Raw genomic sequence first — 17,151 nt, 5'->3', positions numbered from 1 at the left:
CGTCGTCGCCGAGGCCCGAACCGGGCACTCGTGCAACTGTGCAAGTCTACCGCAGGCGGGTCATCCGCACGGCTGAATTCGCCGATCTGCGGGCCGTTTTCGCTGCCAGAGGATGATTTTGCTCGTTCAACCGTAGGTATCGCGAGGACCACGCCCCTGAACCGATCTGAGGCCCCGTTTCCAGGTCGGGGCGTCCGGGGCGAGAACGCGCACCGACTCGACACCGGCCTCCGGGTACCGCTGGGCGATCGTCGTCGTGATCTGCGCGCGCATCAGCCGGAGTTGCGTGGCCCAGGCCGTCGAGTCGCACCGGATGACGAGTGCGTGCTCCTCGATCTGCATCGGCGTGGAGTGCGCCGCGAGCTCGTCGCCGACGACCTCGGGCCAGGCCGTGATGACCTCGGACTGCGCGAGCGGCTCCGTCCAGCCGAGCTCGTTCGTCATCGCGCCGACGACGTCACCGAGTCCGGCCGGCTCCCGACCGCGGCCGTACGGCACGGTGTCGGTGTCCCGTCCGCGGTTCTGCCGGCGGCGAGCGTCGATGCCGCGTCGGGCCGGGTCACCGAACACCGCCTTGAGGTGCTGGTAGAAGCGCGCCGGTTCGGCTGGGCGCACGGGCTTCGGTGCCATGGTCACGCCTCCGTCTCGTCGGCCGGGGCCGGTCCGTGGTCCGCGTCCACGATCCTCCCGGCCTCGATGTGCACCGTGTGCGCCGCGAGCACGGCGGGCACGTCGCCGTGCACGGCGGCCGTGATGAGGACCTGTTCGTACTCGGCCACCGCGCCGGCGAGCCGTCCGCGCCGCGATTCGTCGAGTTCGGCGAAGACGTCGTCGAGGATGATGATCGGATCGCCGAGGCTCGACTCGGTGCGCAGGATCGCTGCGCTCGCGAGCTTGATGGCCAGCGCGAACGACCAAGACTCGCCGTGACTGGCGTAACCGCGGGCCGGTAACCCGTTCAGACGGAACAAGACATCGTCGCGGTGCGGTCCGACGAGGGTCAGGCCCCGGTCGAGTTCGTCCCGCCGGCGTCGTCCGAGGGCGGCCCGGAACGCCTCGGCCGCCGCGGGGACCCCGATCGGCTCCGACTCCGCCGCGTCGAGCGCCGCGCTGTCGTCGGTCTCCGGATCGACGCCCCGGATGCTCAGCACCCCGGCCAACGAGGCGTCGTGGGACTCGCCCGCGACCGTGGCGTAGGCCTCGGTCACGAACGGTGCGAGCCGTCGGGTCAGGTGGTCCCGTGCCGCGACGATCTCGGCGCCGAGGCCGACGAGCCGGTCGTCCCAGACGTCGAGCGTCGACATCGCGTTCGCGTTCACCCCGGACCCCCGCGACGACTTGAGCAGGGTGTTCCGCTGCCGGAGCGTCCGGTCGTAGTCGGCGAGGACACCCTGCATGCGCGGGGCGATGAGCACGAGGAGTTCGTCGAGCATCCGACGGCGTCCGGACGGCTCGCCCCGGACCAGCGCGAGGTCCTCCGGTGCGAACAGGACGCTCGTGCAGTACCGCGGGAGCTCGCGCGGTCTGATCGCCGACCGGTTGACCTGCGCGCGGTTCGACCCGGTGCGGTTGATCTGGACCTCGGCGAGGATGCTGCGGTCCTCGAACGCGAGGCGTGCCCGGACGATCGCAGCGTCGCACCCGGCCCGGACGAGGGCGGCGTCCGTCGGCACCCGGTGCGATCCGAGGGTCGACAGGTACCCGACCGACTCGACGAGGTTCGTCTTGCCCTGGCCGTTCCGTCCGACGAAGAGATTCGGCCCGCGTGCGAAGTCGACCTCCGCCTCCCGGTAGTTCCGGAAGTCGGTGAGTTGCAGGTGGTCGACGTGCACGCGGGCCGAGTGGATTCGGTGGGCCCGACTAGGCCTTCTTGACGGCGTGGCCGCCGAACTGGTTGCGGAGCGCGGCGACGGCCTTCATCGTCGGGGAGTCGTCGCCCTGACGGGAGACGAACCGCGCGAAGATGGCGGCGCTGAGCGCGGGCATCGGCACGGCGTTCTCGATGCCCTCCTCGAGGGTCCAGCGGCCCTCACCGGAGTCCTCGACGTAGCCCTCGAGCTGGTCGAGCTTCGGGTCCTGCTTGAGCGCGAGGACCATGAGCTCGAGGAGCCAGGAGCGGATGACGGTGCCGCGCTGCCATGCGGTGAAGCTCGCCGGGACGTCCTTGACCAGGGGCTTCGCCTCGAGGAGCTCGAAGCCCTCGGCGTAGGCCTGCATGATCGCGTACTCGATGCCGTTGTGGACCATCTTGACGTAGTGGCCGGCACCGACCTCGCCCGCGTGGACGAAGCCCTCTTCGCGCGGACCCTCGGGGCGGAGCGCGTCGAAGACCGGCATCGCGCGGGCGACGTCCTCGTCTGCGCCACCGACCATGAGGCCGTAGCCGTTCTCGAGGCCCCAGACACCACCGGAGACGCCGGCGTCCATGTAGCGGATCCCCTTGGCGTCGAGCTGCTTGGCGTGGACCTCGTCGTCGGTCCACTTCGAGTTGCCGCCGTCGATCACGAGGTCGCCCTCGGACAGCACGTCGGCGAGGTCGGTGATGACATCGTCGGTGATCTTGCCGTGCGGCACCATCACCCAGACGATGCGCGGTCCCTCGAGTGCGGCCGCGAGGGCGCCGAGGTCCGCGACGTCCGACACGGCCGGGTTCGCGTCGTAGCCCACGACGTCGATGTCGGCGTTGCGCAGACGGGTGCGCATGTTGTTGCCCATCTTGCCGAGGCCGACGAGTCCGATCTGCATGGTTTCCCTTTTCCCGCCCCTGGGGGACGAATCGCGGAGGTCGTGCGGCGTGGTGGGCCGTCGCACTCGTGCTGCGGATCAGTGCAGCGGGGAACGCTGCGTCAGCGCAGCAGGAACTGCTTCACCGGAGCAGGAGGTTGGGCTGGAGCAGGTAGCGGTACCCGTCCGTCGCCGGCTCCTCGCGCGAGGACTGGCCGGTGATGAGCACCGGGCCGGGCTTGTTCGGGTTCTCGGTCTTGGTGAAGGAGATCCGGACGAATTCGGAGTGCACGGCGTTCAGGCCGTCGAGCAGGAACTGGGGCTTCAGCGAGACGACGGTCTCCGCCCCGGTGAGGAGGGCGTCGATCGCTTCGGACGCCTGCGCCTGCTCCGACCCGATCGCTTCGAGGGTGAGGCCGTCCGTGGAGAACGAGAACCGGAGAGCGGCTTCGCGTTCGAGGACGAGCGACACACGGCGCACGGCCTCGACGAGGTCGGCGGTGCTCAGCACGGCGTGGTCGTCCACGGTATCCGGGAAGAGTCGGCGGACCGGCGGGTAGTTGCCCTTGATGAGCAGCGAGGTGACGGTCTTGTCGTCGGCGCGGAACGCGATGAGCTCGCGGTCCTGGTTGCCGCTGAGGGAGACCGACACCGTGCTCGCGGAGCCGAACGTGCGCCCGACCTCCTGCAGGGTGCGGGCCGGGACGAGCGCGTGCCGCGGAGCCTCGGGCTCGTCGCCCTGCCGCCCGGAGTCCCACGCGATCGTGCGGACCGCGACGCGGTACCGGTCGGTGGCGACGAGGGAGATGTCCGTCTCGCCGACCTCGAGCTGCACGCCGGTGATCACCGGGGTGACGTCGTCCCGGCTGGCGGCGACGGCGACCTGGGACACGGCCTCGGAGAACGCGTCGCCCGGGATCACCCCGGTCTGGGGCCCGACCTCGGGCAGGGTCGGGTACTCCTCGACCGGCATGCTCAGCAGCGTGAAGTGTGCCGAGCCGCAGGTCACCGTGATCCGGGAGTCCTCGGTGGAGAAGACCACCGGGGCTGCGGGGAGGCGACTGGCGATGTCGTTGAGCAGGCGGCCCGAGACGAGCACCGTGCCCGGTTCGTCGATCTGGGCCGCGATGCTCGTCTGCGCGCTGACCTCGTAGTCGAACGACGACAGCGTCAGGTGGTCGTCCTCGGCGTGGATGAGCACCCCGGACAGGATCGGGAGCGTGGTGCGCTGCGGCAGGAGCTTCACTGCAAAGGAGACGGCATCGCTGAAGACGTCCCGGTTGACCTGAAACTTCACAGCTGGGACCCCTGTCGATCGGTGTACTTCTCCGGCGGCCCCCATTGTGGCACAGCGCGGCGTCGACGGATTTCTTGTCGTTCCGAGAGCCGGACGCCGTCCACAGGGTTGGCCCCTGGAGAGAGATCGTTAAAACGCAGTAACAGTGTTAACGCTTGTGCACACTGTGGACAACTCTGTGGATGCCAGTCGGCGAGCGGGAACTACAAGGGTGTGAGTTGTGAGTGGTCTGTGGTGTCCCGGGGGATGAGAAATGGTCATTATCGAATGACAGCGGTGTGACTCCACAGCTCGTCCGCTCGCCGCCAACAGGTCAGCGGCGTGTCCTCCACAGTTATCCACACACTTTCCACACTGTGAGAACCACGGCGGTCGACACCGGCTGGAGCGGTGACGCGCGGCGTCTGACGGCCGGTCCGGACGGGGCGGACGTGGTCCGGGCCTCCAGGCGGATGCGCCGATGACGACGGCGGCGGCGACTACTTGTAGCGGTGGTCCTGCTTGATGCGGCTCGTGAGCTCGGTGACCTGGTTGTAGATCGACCGGCGCTCCTTCATGAGCTCGGAGATCTTCTTGTTGGCGTACATCACGGTGGTGTGGTCCCGGTTGCCGAACAGCTGCCCGATCTTCGGCAGGGACAGACTGGTCAGCTCGCGGCAGAGGTACATCGCGATCTGACGGGCCGTGGCGATCGCCTGCGACCGGGACGAGCCGTAGAGGTCGTCGACCGAGAGCTTGAAGTACTCCGCGGTGTGGTTGATGATGTCGACCGGCGCGATGACGTTGTCCTCGTCGAGGGTGATGAGGTCCTTGAGCACGGTCTGGACCAGGGCGAGGTCGACGGGACTCCGGTTCAGGCTGGCGAAGGCCGTGACCCGGATGAGCGTGCCCTCGAGCTCCCGGATGTTGCTCGACACCTTCGACGCCATGTACTCGAGGATCTCGTTGCTGACCTGCAGGTGGTCGCTCTGTGCCTTCTTGCGGAGGATGGCGATGCGGGTCTCGAGGTCCGGCGCCTGGACGTCGGTGATGAGACCCCACTCGAAGCGGCTGCGCATCCGGTCCTCGAACCCGGTGAGGTGCTTGGGCGGCAGGTCGGACGTGATCACGAGCTGCTTGTTGTGGTCGTGCAGGGTGTTGAAGGTGTGGAAGAAGGCCTCCTGGGTGGAGTCCTTGCCCTGCAGGAACTGGATGTCGTCGATCAGCAGGATGTCGATGTCGCGGTACCGCTGCTGGAACTGGTTCGACCGGTTGTTCGCGATCGAGTTGATGAAGTCGTTCGTGAACTCCTCGCTCGACACGTAGCGGACGCGGATCCCGGGGTAGAGGCTCTCGGCGTAGTGGCCGATCGCATGCAGGAGGTGCGTCTTGCCGAGCCCGGAGTCGCCGTAGATGAAGAGCGGGTTGTACGCCTTGGCCGGTGCTTCGGCGACGGCGACCGCGGCTGCGTGCGCGAACCTGTTCGACCCCCCGATCACGAAGTTGTCGAAGTTGTACTTGGGGTTCAGCCGCGAGTCCGGGCGGCTCTGGCTCCCGAGGGCGTCCGTCGCGTTCGGGACGAACGGTGCCTCGATGTACTGCCGGGGTGCCGCACCATGCTCGATCGTGGTCGGCTCGCCGTAGGCCGGGACCGGTGTGGGCATCGTCGTCGCGTTCACCGCGGCGGCGACGGCGTGGTCGCCGCGGGGCTCCGGCGTCATGTCGGGGTTGACGGTGATCGCGAAGTTGGCCACGGTGTCGTCGCCGATCCGGGCGACCGCCTCGGTGATCGGGATCCGGATCCGCTGCTCGAGCATCCCCCGGGTCAGGTCGTTCGGGACCTCGAGGTACAGGGTGCCGGCGAGCACGCCCTTCGGGACGACGAGGTTCAGGAACCCGTGCAGCTGCGGGGTGATCCGGTCGTCGTCGTGGAGGATGCGGAGCACGGATGCCCAGAGGTCCTCGACGGGGTCGGCCGGCATCGTCATCGCACGCTTTCTCACAGGGTTGTCCACAGTCGTGTCCACGGACTCCGAGCTCGCTCCGGACCGGCTGCTCCTCGGTGTCTGCAGGGATCCGGCCCGTGGGTCCCCCAACTGTAAAGGGTCTCGGCGCGTCGTACACAACCCGAGTTGTCAACAGTGTGGAGAATGGGCTGCAACCGGTCCGCGCGGGTGGCTCGTCGCGCGTGGTTTGACCCCGGGGCCGTCCTCACGTACCGTTAAGCGGTTGACTGCGGCCTCCTACGGTCGCGTGGCCGTGTCTCGTGACGTCTTCGTCGCCGTGATGCGGTACCAACTGTCCAGACTGTGACCGGCCGCCCCGTGCGTCCGTGTGGAGACGAGATCATGAGCAAGCGCACCTTCCAGCCGAACAACCGCCGTCGTGCCAAGAAGCACGGCTTCCGCCTCCGCATGCGGACTCGCGCGGGCCGTGCGATCCTCGCCGCCCGTCGCGGCAAGGGCCGCACCGAGCTCTCGGCGTAGGTCCTGCCTCCGTTCCGGAACCAGTTCGGTCGCGGTCGGATCCGGAGCGGCGTCCGCGCATGCTGAACCGCACCTCCCGGATCGTCCGCGGTGACGACTACCGATCGGCCGTGCGCCGTGGTCGCAGGAGCGCCACGGCGCACGTCGTCGTCTCGGTGCTCCCGCGGTCCGGAACGGAACCGACGCGGTTCGGGTTCATCGTGTCGAAGGCGGTCGGGAACGCGGTCACGCGCAACCTGGTGCGCCGGCGGTGCAAGGCGATCGCGCACGATCTCCTCCCCGAGCACCCGGTCGGGCTCGACATCGTGATCCGTGCACTGCCAGCCGCTGCGCAGGCCGACTGGCTTACCCTCGTTGCAGACGTCACGCGGTGTCTCGACCGTTCCCTGGCGTCCCTGAGCGGTGTCGCCGTCTCCGAGCGTGTGAGGAAGGCATGAGCAGGGTCCTGGCCACGATCGCGTTGCTCCCACGCAACGCCTGTGCCGTGGTGCTCCGTGCCTATCGCACCGTGGTCTCCCCGCTCTACGGCGACGTCTGCCGCTACCACCCCTCGTGCTCGCGGTACGCCCTCGAAGCGATCCAGCAGTACGGCGTGGTCCGTGGCACGGCGATGGGCGCCTGGCGCATCGCACGGTGCAACCCCTGGTCCGCCGGTGGGATCGACGACGTCCCCGCTCGTCGTCGTCCATACCCGATCTCCCGTCTCGGCTTCGTGCTGGCGCCGTCGCCCGCCGCCCCCGAGACCCCTCGAACTCCCGCGCGCTCCTCCGGGGCGCCGCTGCCCCGGCTGACCTCCCAGCCCGCTCGAAAGGCGTGACCGCTCCATGGACTTTCTCGGAACCGTTCTCTGGCCGCTCAAGTGGGTGGTCTCCGCGATCCTCGTCGGCTTCCACGCGCTGTTCCAGGCGATGGGGATGGACCCGGCAGCCGGCATCACCTGGGTTCTGTCGATCATCGGCCTCACCCTGGTGGTGCGCGCGGCGCTGATCCCGATCTTCGTCCGGCAGATCAAGAGCCAGCGCCGGATGCTCGAGGTCGCGCCGCAGCTCAAGAAGATCCAGGACAAGTACAAGGGCAAGAAGGACCAGTTCTCGCGTGAGGCGATGTCCCGCGAGACGATGGCGCTGTACAAGGAGACCGGGACGAACCCGCTGTCCTCCTGCCTGCCGCTCATCCTCCAGATGCCGATCTTCTTCAGCCTGTACTCCGTGCTCCACACGGCGCAGATCAACAAGACCGGCATCGGCCTGCTCACCGAGCCCCTCGCCCGCAACTTCGGCAACGCGTCGTTGTTCGGGGCACCGCTGCACGAGACGTTCACGAACGCCAGCGGCTGGGAGGTCCGCGTGATCGCGGGCTTCATGATCGTCGTCATGACCGCGTCGCAGTTCATCACCCAGCTGCAGATCACGGCGAAGAACATGTCGCCGGAGACCAAGGCGAGCCCGATGTACCGCCAGCAGCGGATGATGCTGTACATCCTCCCGCTGGTGTTCGTGTTCTCCGGCCTCAGCTTCCCGCTCGGCGTCATGTTCTACTGGCTCGCCTCGAACGTCTGGACCATGGGCCAGCAGTACGTCGTCATCCGCCGCTCCCCCACCCCGGGCTCGGAGGCCGCCCTGGCTCGTGAGGCCCGTCTCGCCCGCAAGGCGCAGCGCCGCGAGGGTCCGGCACTGACGGCTGGTGGTGCGTTGGCCGCGGTGAACGACATCCGTGTGACCGAGATCGAGTCGCCGCGCGTCAACAACCAGCGTCAGCAGCCGGTCAGCAAGAACCGCGCGAAGAAGAACGGGAAGAACAAGTGACCGACGAGGAACTGCTCGCTGAGGGCGCCAACAGCACGATCGCGGAGGACGGCGACGAAGGCCGTGACGAGGCCGACATCGCGGCGGACTACATCGAGGAACTGCTCGACATCTGTGACCTCGACGGCGACATCGAGATCGAGGAGCGCGCCGGACGTGTGTACCTGTCGGTGACGGACTCCGGGGACAGCCTCCGGATGCTGTCGAAGCCGGACACGGTCACGGCGCTGCAAGAGCTCACCCGCATCGCGGTGCAGAGCGAGACCGGGGAGTTCAGCCGCTTGATCCTCGACGTCGGCGGCTCGCGGGATGCCCGTGCCTCGGAACTGGGGCGCCTGGTCGACACCGCCGTCGAGCGCATCGAAGCCGGTTCTGCATCCGCTGCGTTGCCACCGATGTCGTCGTACGAACGCAAGCTCGTCCATGACCTCGTGTCGGAGCGCGGGTTCCACTCGGAGTCCGAGGGCGAAGGTCGCGACCGTCACACCGTCGTCACGCGCTGACGTGACGGACGCGATCCCCGCGACCGAGCCTCCCGTCCTGGAGCTCGAGCCCAGCGCCGCTGCGTCGCTGTTCGGCACGACGATCGACACGGCGAGGTCGTTCACCGACGAGCTCGCGCGGCGGGGTGAGGAGCTGGGCCTGATCGGCCCGCTCGAACTCCCCCGGCTCTGGACTCGACACATCCTCAACTCTGCGCTCCTCGCTCCCCTCCTGGAGGCACGTGGTCGCGTCGGGGACGTCGGGTCCGGAGCAGGGCTCCCCGGCCTGGTGCTCGCGATCGCGCGCCCGGACGTCGAGATGGTCCTCATCGAGCCGATGGAACGGCGGGTCGAGTGGCTGCGATCCGAGGCAGGTCGTCTCGAACTCGCGAACGTGACGGTCCTGCGGGGGCGCGCCGAGGACGTGTCGTCGTCGGTGGTGCTCGACCAGGTCACCGCGCGCGCAGTGTCGGCGTTGTCGAAGCTGATCCCGATCACGGTGCCGCTCGTCCGGGACGGTGGTCAGCTCCTCCTGATGAAGGGTGCGCGTGTCGACGCCGAGGTCGAGGCCGCCCGCAAGGTGATCGCTCGACACCACCTCACGGACGTCGAGATCGTGGAGCTCGGAGCGGACGTGCTCGACGAGACCACTCGTGTCTTCCGGGCGACTGTCGACTGACGCTTCCGGGCTAGAGTTGTACGACGCCGTCCATCGTCACACCACGTTGCTTGTTCCACGTGGAACATCGACCCCGGGGAAGAGTACTTCGTGAGCCCATCGACTGACTACGACGAGTCGACGCCGCTCGCCCGCGAGGTCGCGGACCTGAACCGTCGGCGTCGCGCGATCGCGACTCGGCAGTTCCCGCTCCCCCCGAAGACTCGCGTCCTGACGGTGTCCAACCAGAAGGGCGGCGTCGGCAAGACCACCACGACGGTCAACCTGGCCGCGGCGTTGGCCAGGGGCGGCGCGAAGGTCCTGGTGATCGACCTGGACCCGCAGGGCAACGCCTCGACTGCGCTCGGGGTCGACCACCGTGCCGAGGTGTCCAGCGTCTACGACGTCATCGTCGACGAAGCGAGGATCGAGGACAGCGTCCAGCAGAGCCCGGAGTCGGAGAACCTCTGGTGCATCCCCGCGACGATCCATCTCGCCGGTGCGGAGATCGAATTGGTCTCGCTCGTGGCCCGGGAGCAGCGGCTCCGAACGGCACTCGACGAGTACCTGGCGTCGATGGACCAGCCGTACCACTACGTGTTCATCGACTGCCCGCCGTCCTTGGGACTCCTGACCATCAACGCGTTCGTCGCCGCACGGGAGGTCCTCATCCCGATCCAGTGCGAGTACTACGCGCTGGAGGGGCTCAGTCAGCTGCTCCGCAACATCGAACTCATCGAACGGCACCTCAACCCCGCGCTCCGGGTGTCGACCATCCTCCTCACGATGTACGACGGTCGGACAAACCTGGCGAACCAAGTGGCGGCCGAGGTCCGGGAGCACTTCGGCGACCAGGTGCTGAAGACGCTGATCCCGCGCTCGGTCCGCATCAGCGAGGCGCCGAGCTACGGGCAGAGCGTGGTCAGCTACGACACGAATTCCACCGGGTCGCTCTCCTACCTGGAGGCAGCGGCCGAGATCGCAGAACGAGGGGCACAGGGCTGATGGCACCGAAGCGGACCGGACTCGGGCGGGGCATCGGGGCGTTGATCCCCACGAGCAGTGACACTGCCGAGCGCCCGGTGGACGTGTTCTTCCCGACGAACTCCGGCGGTTCGACTGCGGCCGGGGGGACGGCGGAGGACCTCGTCGCCGTCCCCGGTGCACGGTTGGCGAACCTCAACCCACTCGACATCGTGCCGAACGGACAGCAGCCCCGTCTGGAGTTTCGAGAGGAAGAGCTCCAGGAACTCGTGCACTCGATCCGCGAGATCGGGGTGCTGCAGCCGATCGTGGTGCGGCCGATCGCCGGCGCTGCCGGTACGGACCCGCAATACGAGCTCATCATGGGCGAGCGGCGACTCCGTGCGACCAAAGAGCTTGGTCTCGCAACAATTCCGGCGATCGTCAAGGACACCCCTGACGACGCGATGCTCCGAGACGCTCTGCTGGAGAACCTGCACCGTGCCCAGCTGAACCCGCTCGAGGAGGCATCGGCCTACCAGCAACTGCTCGCCGACTTCGGGATCACCCAGGAGCAGCTCGCCGAACGGATCGGGCGGTCGCGGCCTCAGATCACGAACACCATCCGGTTGCTCCGGCTCCCCTCCCCTGTGCAGCGGCGCGTTGCGGCCGGTGTGCTGAGTGCCGGACATGCTCGGGCCATCCTCGCTGCGCCGGACGCCGAGTCCATGGAGTACCTGGCGGAGAAGATCGTCAACGAGGACCTCAGTGTTCGGGCCGCCGAGGCTGCTGCTGCGGCGTTGTCCACGAAGCCGGCGCGGGCGAAGCCGGTCCCCGGGAAGCGTCAGGCGCATCTCGACGACCTCGGCGAACGACTCGGCGACCGGCTGAACACCCGCGTACGGATCTCCCTCGGAGCCCGGAAAGGCACGGTGAGCATCGACTTCGCGACGATGACGGATCTGAACCGCATCCTCGGGGAACTCGGGCAGGACGACGTCGGCGCGTAGAGCAGAACAACAACTTTGGGTTCATAGGGCCGAGCCCGATGTTCCACGTGAAACCTTCGGTCATCCCGTCCTCGTGGTCGAAGGAGTGCCCGCGATGGCCCGTGCCGCTGTTCGGTAGCTGATCGGGCCGTATGGATTCCGTCAGTGGTGAGCCGGGTGTTGTACTGTGGCCGGATTGGTGTCGAGGGATGGAAATGCGCAGTTCCGTGGGTAGGTGAAACCTGAAACCCGGTGCGTCGCCGTCGGCCTGCTCCACGAGTACGGGATGCCGGAGGAACGGTGCTGCGTAGCGTTCCTGGTCTTGTTCGAACTGTGCTTCGTGGTGTGGGTGGGACCGGAGTGGTCCCGAATCGGAGCCTCGGCGCGACGTGGACAGACGCTCTGACCAGGCCCCTACAACGCGCTCGTGAACTGTGTCGTCGAATCCTGCTCCTGACCCGAGTGTCCGATCTGGGCGGTCGAGCCGGGCTTGCCGGGCCGGACGGAAGAGCCGGGCCGGGCTGTGCACCCGGACTGCGGGCCGGGTTGCGAGGCCGGTCCACCGCACTGCGCTGGGGCGCCTGCCTGCCGAACCGCGTTGTGGGGTAACTCCAGGGGTCGTCCGGTCGGGACTCAGCCGTCGTCAGCTCGGGTGCTCCACGCAGGCGAGAGGCCGACGGCTCAGTCGCACTCTGAGGCGGTGTGCACACGCGACGCGCGTTGGAGAGTCCATGATGGTCGTCTGCGAGCGCTCAGGTGACCCCACTGCATCGCCATTCGATGCGGGATGCGCCGTGCGGGTAGCGAACGCTCGACCACGTGGCGACGGACGGTCGGGCAGGACGTCGCTGTTGTCTGCCGCGAGCGCGAACCCCACCTTCACGATCCGCCTGGCATGCGGCGTCGTCGCTCTGCCAGGCCGCGGCGACACGGGACCGCCGTCACCAGCGCGGTACAGGTCATGCGGTCGTGATGCCGGTCACTACGCCACCGTGTTGATGGGGATGCCGAAACGGACAAACCACGACATGTCGACAGCGAGTCCCGCAGCGGTCAGTACGCATCGCTGTGTGCTGACGCGCGCAATGTTCCACGTGGAACGTTGAGCCGCAGGGAAGCGTTCCGCCGGAGGCAGGCGGCGGGCCTATTTGTCGGGAGTCGAGGTGAACGTTCCACGTGGAACATGGAACACTTGCGAAACGATGCATCGGTTCCAGGGAGATCGACGTCTCATCACGGACAGACACGAACGTTCCACGTAGAACCCGAGGACGAGACGTCCTACGGCCCGCATGCCGTACACCGTCCTCGTGTCAGGAATTCAAGTTCTGCAATGCGACGGCGCGGTGCCACCACAGGACACGACCATCACGCCCCAGGGACACACTCCATCAACTGACGCGGTCCGCGTTTGCTCGCCGTGGAGCCTCGGCCCGCAAGCAAGTTGCAGCACTTTCGATCGGCCGCCCGGCCGCCCGGCCGCCCGGCGGCTCGCGACTCCAAGTCGGACCATCACACACTGCGGTCCCCGCCCGACGATCAGGCACTGGGGCCTTGGCCCGACGATCACGCACTGGGGTCTCGGGCCACCCATCACGGCTGGTGGTCTCCGGCCCGACGATGAGGCCCGCCGGTCTCGACCGGCGGCTCAGGCGCGGTGGTCCCGGATGGCCTGCTCGGCCAACTCCGCGTACACCCACCCCAGGTCGTGGCCCGAGGCAAGCAGCGCCTGCGGCACGAGCGACGTCTCGGTGAGACCCGGGAGGACGTTCGCCTCGAGGAACCACGGCGTCCCGGCCCCGTCGACGATCATGTCGACACGCGAGATGTGCCGGAGCCCGAGCGCCTGATGTGCTGCCACAGCCGCTGAAGCGGCCTCTGCGGCGATTTCCGGCGCCAGACGTGCCGGGGTGTAGAACGTCGTCTCCCCGGCGTTGTAGCGGGCCTCGAAGCCGTAGACGCCCGAGCGCGGGACGATCTCGACGGCAGCGAGCGGTACGGGACCGTCACCGGTGTCGACGATGCCGACGGCGATCTCCGTCCCACTGATCATCTGCTCGACGATGACGTCGTCGCAGTACGTGTAGGCCGTCACCATTGCGCGGGGCAGGTCGCCCACGTCGGCGACGAGCGTGACGCCCTGCGCACTCCCTCCGCGTGCGGGCTTCACGACGAGCGGCACGGCGTGCTCGTCGGCGATGCTCTCGAGGACGCTCACCGCGCCGAGCTCACGGAACACGTCGTGCGACAGGGTCACGGAGCGCGGGGTGTGTCCTCCGGCCCGGCGGACGAGCGACGACGCGGTCGGCTTGTCCCACGCGAGCCGCGCGGAGGTGGACGCCGAGCCGACGAACGGCACGTCGAGCGCCTCGAGGACCCCTCGGAGGGCCCCGTCCTCACCGCTCGCGCCGTGCAGGACCGGCCACACGACGTCCGGGCGGTCCGTCGTGACGGCGGGGAGCAGTGATGCGTCGGCGTCGCGGAGGTCGACGTCCCAGCCGTACCCGGTCAGCGAGTCCGCGACTCGGCGACCTGACCGCAGTGAAACGTCCCGCTCGTGCGAGATCCCTCCAGCGACGACGATGACCTTGCGGCGTGCGAACTCGGCCATGCTGGCGGGACCTCTCCACGGTGGGGATCAAGGGTGGGGATCAAGGGGCGGGAATCAGCGGGTGGGGATCAGGAGGTGGGGATCCGAGAGCTGCATCAGGGACGGACGACGACGGGCGCGGACCCGGTGACCGACGATGCGGAGCCAGGAAACCCTGGTCAGGACAGGTTCGGCGGCGGCGACGACACAGTCGCACCCTGGTCGACGACCGCGACGGGCCTGGTCGCCGGTCCGAAGGTCGCAAGGAGCTCGAGTTCGTCGTTGACGACGTTCGCGAGCCGTTTCACTCCGACACGGATCTGTTCGGGCGTCGGGTAGCAGAACGACAACCGCATGTTCGTGCCGCCGCGGCCGTCCGCGAAGAACGCGGTACCCGGGGTGTAGGCGACGAGTTCCTTGACCGCCCGTGGGAGCATGCCCTTCGAGTCGAGTCCCTCGGGCAGGGTCACCCACACGAAGAACCCGCCGTTCGGCTCCGTCCACGACAGGTCGGGCAGGAACTCCCCGAGCGCGCTGAGCATGGCGTCACGGCGTTCGGCGTAGAGGCCACGGAACGTGTCGATCTGGCCCTTCCAGTCCGTGGCGTCGAGGTAGGCGTTGACGACGTACTGCCCGAACGAGTTCGGCGCGAGGACAGCTGACTCGTTCGCCAGCACGAGCTTCTCGCGGATCGCGTGGGGTGCGAGCGCCCAGCCGACGCGGAATCCCGGCGCGAGCGTCTTCGAGAAGGACCCGAGGTACACCACGCCGTCCTCGTCGATGGACCGGATGGCCTGCGGTGCCGGCTCGTCGAACCAGAGCAGCCCGTACGGGTTGTCCTCGAGCACGAGGATCTCGTTCGACCGACAGATGTCGAGGATCTCGACGCGGCGCTCGCGGGACATCGTGACGCCCGCGGGGTTGTGGAAGTTCGGGATCGTGTACAGGAACTTCATCCGCTTGCCGGCGGCCCGGAGCGCGGCGATCGTCTCGCGCAGGGCCTCCGGGACGAGTCCGAGCGAGTCAGTCGCGACGTGCACGGTCTCGGCCTGGTACGAGCGGAACACACCGATCGCACCGACGTACGACGGCGACTCGGCGAGCACGACGTCGCCCGGGTCGATGAACAGGCGCGTGACGAGGTCGAGCGCGTGCTGCGATCCGGTGGTCACGACGACGTCGTCAGCACTGGCGCGGATGCCCTCGAGCGCCATGATGTCGACGATGTGCTCCCGGAGCGACCGGAGCCCCTGCCCGCCGCCGTACTGCAGCGCCATCGCCGCGTCCTCCGTCATCACACGGTCGATGGCGCCGGTGACGAGTTCACGGGGCAGGGCGGACACGTACGGCATGCCACCGGCGAGCGAGACGACCTCGGGACGGGAGGCGACGGCGAACAGGGCTCGGACCTCGGAGGCGCTCAGCCCGGCGGTGCGCTGGGCGTAGGAGTCGTACCACGGGTCGAGGCTCGTTCCCCGGTTCGTCATCTGCTGACCTCATCTGTCGGGCTCCGGGCCGTCGAGAGCAGTCCGTGGAGCGCGCGCCGGTGCACGGCGTTCCGGCCACGATACGGCATCACCCCCGGCGAACCGGTGCGTTGGATGAGGCCACCCACAGACCGGTGGCCGGACGGGAGGCACGGATCACCGCATCCAGGACCGGGTGCCCGACGATGCGGTCGGGAACGCACGAACGCCCCGCCGTCCGGGGACGGCGGGGCGTTCGTAGGGGGTGACTACGCCAGGAACTCGGCGAGGTCGGCCTCGAGCGCCGGCTTCGGCTTCGCACCGATGACGGTCTTGACGACCTCGCCACCGCGGAAGACCTTCATCGCGGGGATCGACGTGATCTGGTACTGCATCGCCGACTGCGGGTTGTCGTCGACGTTCAGCTTGACGATCTCGATCTTGTCGGCGTGCTCGGCGCCGATCTGGTCGAGGATCGGCGAGACGGCGCGACACGGGCCGCACCACTCGGCCCAGAAGTCGACGAGGACCGTCTTGTCGGACTTGAGGACGTCGTCGGAGAACGTGGCGTCGGTGACTGCCTTGGCGGTGGACATGTCTGCTCCTTCTTGAAGTCGTTGTTCCCCACAACAGCGCTGTGGGGATGGCCATTCCCGGGTCGGGAGGAGCCCTAGGCGGAGATGGTCACGGGCTCGGACGGCGCGTTGCCGTCGGCGCGTGCGACGAGTTCCGGGTCGAGGTCGGCCAGGAACTTCTCGGCGTCGAGCGCCGCGACGGCACCGGACCCGGCGGCCGTGATCGCCTGCCGGTACGTGTGGTCGAGGACGTCGCCGGCGACGAACACCCCGGCCACGCCGACCGCGCGCGAGGTGCGGCCCTCGACCGCGATGGTGCCTTCCGGGGCCAGTTCGAGCTGGTTGTGGACGAGGTGCACCCGCGGGTCGTTGCCGATCGCGATGAACAGGCCGTCGAGCGCGAGTTCCGAGGTCGTCCCCGTCACGGTGTCCGTCAGGGTGACACCCGTGACCGCGGACTCGCCGTGGATCGCGGTGACCTCCTTGTTCCAGGCGAACTCGATCTTGGGGTCCGCGATCGCACGGTCCTGCATGATCTTCGACGCCCGGAGCGTGTCCTTGCGGTGGATGACCGTCACCTTGTCGGCGAACCGGGTCAGGAACGTCGCTTCTTCCATCGCGGAGTCGCCACCGCCGACCACGGCGATCTCCTTCTGGCGGAAGAAGAAGCCGTCGCACGTGGCACACCAGCTGACGCCGTGTCCGGACAGCTGCTCTTCCTCCGGCAGGCCGAGGTGCCGGTACGCGCTGCCGGTGGCGTAGATGACCGCGAGCGACTCGTACGTCGTGCCGTTGCCGACCGTGACCTTCTTGACGTCGCCGGTGAGGTCGACCTCGACCGCGTCGTCGTACAGGACCTCGGCGCCGAACCGCTCGGCCTGGTCCTGCATCTTGATCATGAGGTCCGGGCCCTGGATGCTCTCGGGGAACCCGGGGAAGTTCTCGACCTCGGTGGTCTTGGTGAGCTCACCACCGGTCTCGACGCTCGACGCGATGATGAGCGGCTTGAGCTCGGCACGCGCGGCGTAGATGCCGGCGGTGAACCCGGCGGGACCGGAACCGATGATGATGAGCTGGCGCATGCCTGACTGCCCTTCCGTTGGGTGCTGACCGGGGTCGCTGTCCGGGTCAACACAT

The 17,151-nt window shown here is 68.1% G+C and carries 17 protein-coding genes; 8 read left to right on the top strand and 9 right to left on the bottom strand.

Annotated elements, in window-relative coordinates; all coding sequences use genetic code 11:
- Positions 1–126: 126 nt before the first annotated feature.
- The 5 genes from ACO0E0_RS03340 to dnaA form a co-directional block, all read right to left on the bottom strand.
- On the bottom strand, positions 127–630 hold the full coding sequence (locus ACO0E0_RS03340; protein WP_422869990.1) for a DciA family protein: 504 nt from the start codon (positions 628–630) through the stop codon (positions 127–129).
- 2 nt (positions 631–632) lie between these two features.
- Positions 633–1,832 (bottom strand): DNA replication/repair protein RecF, encoded by a 1,200-nt coding sequence (gene recF, locus ACO0E0_RS03335; protein WP_422869989.1) that lies wholly within the window; start codon positions 1,830–1,832, stop codon positions 633–635.
- Between the two features lie 28 nt (positions 1,833–1,860).
- On the bottom strand, positions 1,861–2,745 hold the full coding sequence (gene gnd / locus ACO0E0_RS03330; protein ID WP_422869988.1) for a phosphogluconate dehydrogenase (NAD(+)-dependent, decarboxylating): 885 nt from the start codon (positions 2,743–2,745) through the stop codon (positions 1,861–1,863).
- A gap of 121 nt (positions 2,746–2,866) precedes the next feature.
- The gene (gene dnaN / locus ACO0E0_RS03325) at positions 2,867–4,021 is read right to left on the bottom strand and encodes a DNA polymerase III subunit beta (RefSeq protein ID WP_422869987.1); all 1,155 of its coding nucleotides are present in this window, start codon (positions 4,019–4,021) and stop codon (positions 2,867–2,869) included.
- A gap of 479 nt (positions 4,022–4,500) precedes the next feature.
- Complete coding sequence (gene dnaA / locus ACO0E0_RS03320; protein ID WP_422869986.1) at positions 4,501–5,988, bottom strand: chromosomal replication initiator protein DnaA; 1,488 nt, start codon at positions 5,986–5,988, stop codon at positions 4,501–4,503.
- Between the two features lie 360 nt (positions 5,989–6,348).
- Between dnaA and rpmH the strand changes: the two genes are divergently transcribed.
- The 8 genes from rpmH (at position 6,349) to ACO0E0_RS03280 (ending at position 11,404) form a co-directional block, all read left to right on the top strand.
- Positions 6,349–6,486: a 50S ribosomal protein L34 gene (gene rpmH, locus ACO0E0_RS03315; protein WP_003800212.1), complete on the top strand. Its 138-nt coding sequence runs from the start codon at positions 6,349–6,351 to the stop codon at positions 6,484–6,486.
- Between the two features lie 59 nt (positions 6,487–6,545).
- Positions 6,546–6,923, top strand: a complete 378-nt coding sequence (gene rnpA, locus ACO0E0_RS03310) for a ribonuclease P protein component (protein ID WP_422869985.1) — start codon at positions 6,546–6,548, stop codon at positions 6,921–6,923.
- Complete coding sequence (gene yidD / locus ACO0E0_RS03305) at positions 6,920–7,303, top strand: membrane protein insertion efficiency factor YidD (protein WP_422869984.1); 384 nt, start codon at positions 6,920–6,922, stop codon at positions 7,301–7,303. Before rnpA ends, yidD begins: the two co-directional genes overlap by 4 nt.
- A 7-nt stretch (positions 7,304–7,310) precedes the next feature.
- Positions 7,311–8,291, top strand: coding sequence for a membrane protein insertase YidC (yidC, locus tag ACO0E0_RS03300; protein ID WP_422869983.1), 981 nt, complete (start codon positions 7,311–7,313; stop codon positions 8,289–8,291).
- Positions 8,292–8,302: 11 nt separating this feature from the next.
- Complete coding sequence (locus ACO0E0_RS03295; RefSeq protein WP_422870441.1) at positions 8,303–8,794, top strand: Jag family protein; 492 nt, start codon at positions 8,303–8,305, stop codon at positions 8,792–8,794.
- A gap of 1 nt (position 8,795) precedes the next feature.
- Positions 8,796–9,452 (top strand): 16S rRNA (guanine(527)-N(7))-methyltransferase RsmG, encoded by a 657-nt coding sequence (rsmG, locus tag ACO0E0_RS03290; protein ID WP_422869982.1) that lies wholly within the window; start codon positions 8,796–8,798, stop codon positions 9,450–9,452.
- 90 nt (positions 9,453–9,542) lie between these two features.
- Positions 9,543–10,436, top strand: a complete 894-nt coding sequence (locus tag ACO0E0_RS03285; RefSeq protein ID WP_422869981.1) for a ParA family protein — start codon at positions 9,543–9,545, stop codon at positions 10,434–10,436.
- Entirely contained in the window at positions 10,436–11,404 is a 969-nt protein-coding gene (locus ACO0E0_RS03280) for a ParB/RepB/Spo0J family partition protein (protein ID WP_422869980.1), read from the top strand. The genes ACO0E0_RS03285 and ACO0E0_RS03280 overlap by 1 nt, the downstream gene beginning before the upstream one ends.
- 1,627 nt (positions 11,405–13,031) lie before the next feature.
- Here ACO0E0_RS03280 and ACO0E0_RS03275 read toward each other — a convergent pair.
- The 4 genes from ACO0E0_RS03275 to trxB form a co-directional block, all read right to left on the bottom strand.
- Positions 13,032–13,994, bottom strand: a complete 963-nt coding sequence (locus ACO0E0_RS03275) for a D-alanine--D-alanine ligase family protein (protein ID WP_422869979.1) — start codon at positions 13,992–13,994, stop codon at positions 13,032–13,034.
- Between the two features lie 158 nt (positions 13,995–14,152).
- A complete protein-coding gene (locus ACO0E0_RS03270) occupies positions 14,153–15,460 on the bottom strand; it encodes an aminotransferase-like domain-containing protein (protein WP_422869978.1) in 1,308 nt (435 codons plus the stop codon).
- A 248-nt stretch (positions 15,461–15,708) separates the two neighbouring features.
- A complete protein-coding gene (gene trxA / locus ACO0E0_RS03265; protein WP_422869977.1) occupies positions 15,709–16,035 on the bottom strand; it encodes a thioredoxin in 327 nt (108 codons plus the stop codon).
- A gap of 74 nt (positions 16,036–16,109) precedes the next feature.
- Positions 16,110–17,096, bottom strand: a complete 987-nt coding sequence (gene trxB, locus ACO0E0_RS03260) for a thioredoxin-disulfide reductase (protein WP_422869976.1) — start codon at positions 17,094–17,096, stop codon at positions 16,110–16,112.
- Between the last annotated feature and the right edge of the window lie 55 nt (positions 17,097–17,151).

The sequence above is a fragment of the Curtobacterium phyllosphaerae genome (assembly GCF_049341865.1).
GTDB classification, from domain to species: Bacteria; Actinomycetota; Actinomycetes; order Actinomycetales; family Microbacteriaceae; genus Curtobacterium; species Curtobacterium phyllosphaerae.
This window is presented reverse-complemented; position numbering and strand designations above follow the sequence as displayed.

Bases quoted from the DNA above. Each gene is read 5' to 3' on its own strand.
- ACO0E0_RS03340 (WP_422869990.1), bottom strand. From the start codon at position 630: ATGGCACCGAAGCCCGTGCGCCCAGCCGAACCGGCGCGCTTCTACCAG.
- gnd (WP_422869988.1), bottom strand. From the start codon at position 2,745: ATGCAGATCGGACTCGTCGGCCTCGGCAAGATGGGCAACAACATGCGC.
- dnaA (WP_422869986.1), bottom strand. From the start codon at position 5,988: ATGACGATGCCGGCCGACCCCGTCGAGGACCTCTGGGCATCCGTGCTC.
- rpmH (WP_003800212.1), top strand. From the start codon at position 6,349: ATGAGCAAGCGCACCTTCCAGCCGAACAACCGCCGTCGTGCCAAGAAG.
- rnpA (WP_422869985.1), top strand. From the start codon at position 6,546: ATGCTGAACCGCACCTCCCGGATCGTCCGCGGTGACGACTACCGATCG.
- yidD (WP_422869984.1), top strand. From the start codon at position 6,920: ATGAGCAGGGTCCTGGCCACGATCGCGTTGCTCCCACGCAACGCCTGT.
- yidC (WP_422869983.1), top strand. From the start codon at position 7,311: ATGGACTTTCTCGGAACCGTTCTCTGGCCGCTCAAGTGGGTGGTCTCC.
- ACO0E0_RS03280 (WP_422869980.1), top strand. From the start codon at position 10,436: ATGGCACCGAAGCGGACCGGACTCGGGCGGGGCATCGGGGCGTTGATC.
- ACO0E0_RS03275 (WP_422869979.1), bottom strand. From the start codon at position 13,994: ATGGCCGAGTTCGCACGCCGCAAGGTCATCGTCGTCGCTGGAGGGATC.
- ACO0E0_RS03270 (WP_422869978.1), bottom strand. From the start codon at position 15,460: ATGACGAACCGGGGAACGAGCCTCGACCCGTGGTACGACTCCTACGCC.
- trxA (WP_422869977.1), bottom strand. From the start codon at position 16,035: ATGTCCACCGCCAAGGCAGTCACCGACGCCACGTTCTCCGACGACGTC.
- trxB (WP_422869976.1), bottom strand. From the start codon at position 17,096: ATGCGCCAGCTCATCATCATCGGTTCCGGTCCCGCCGGGTTCACCGCC.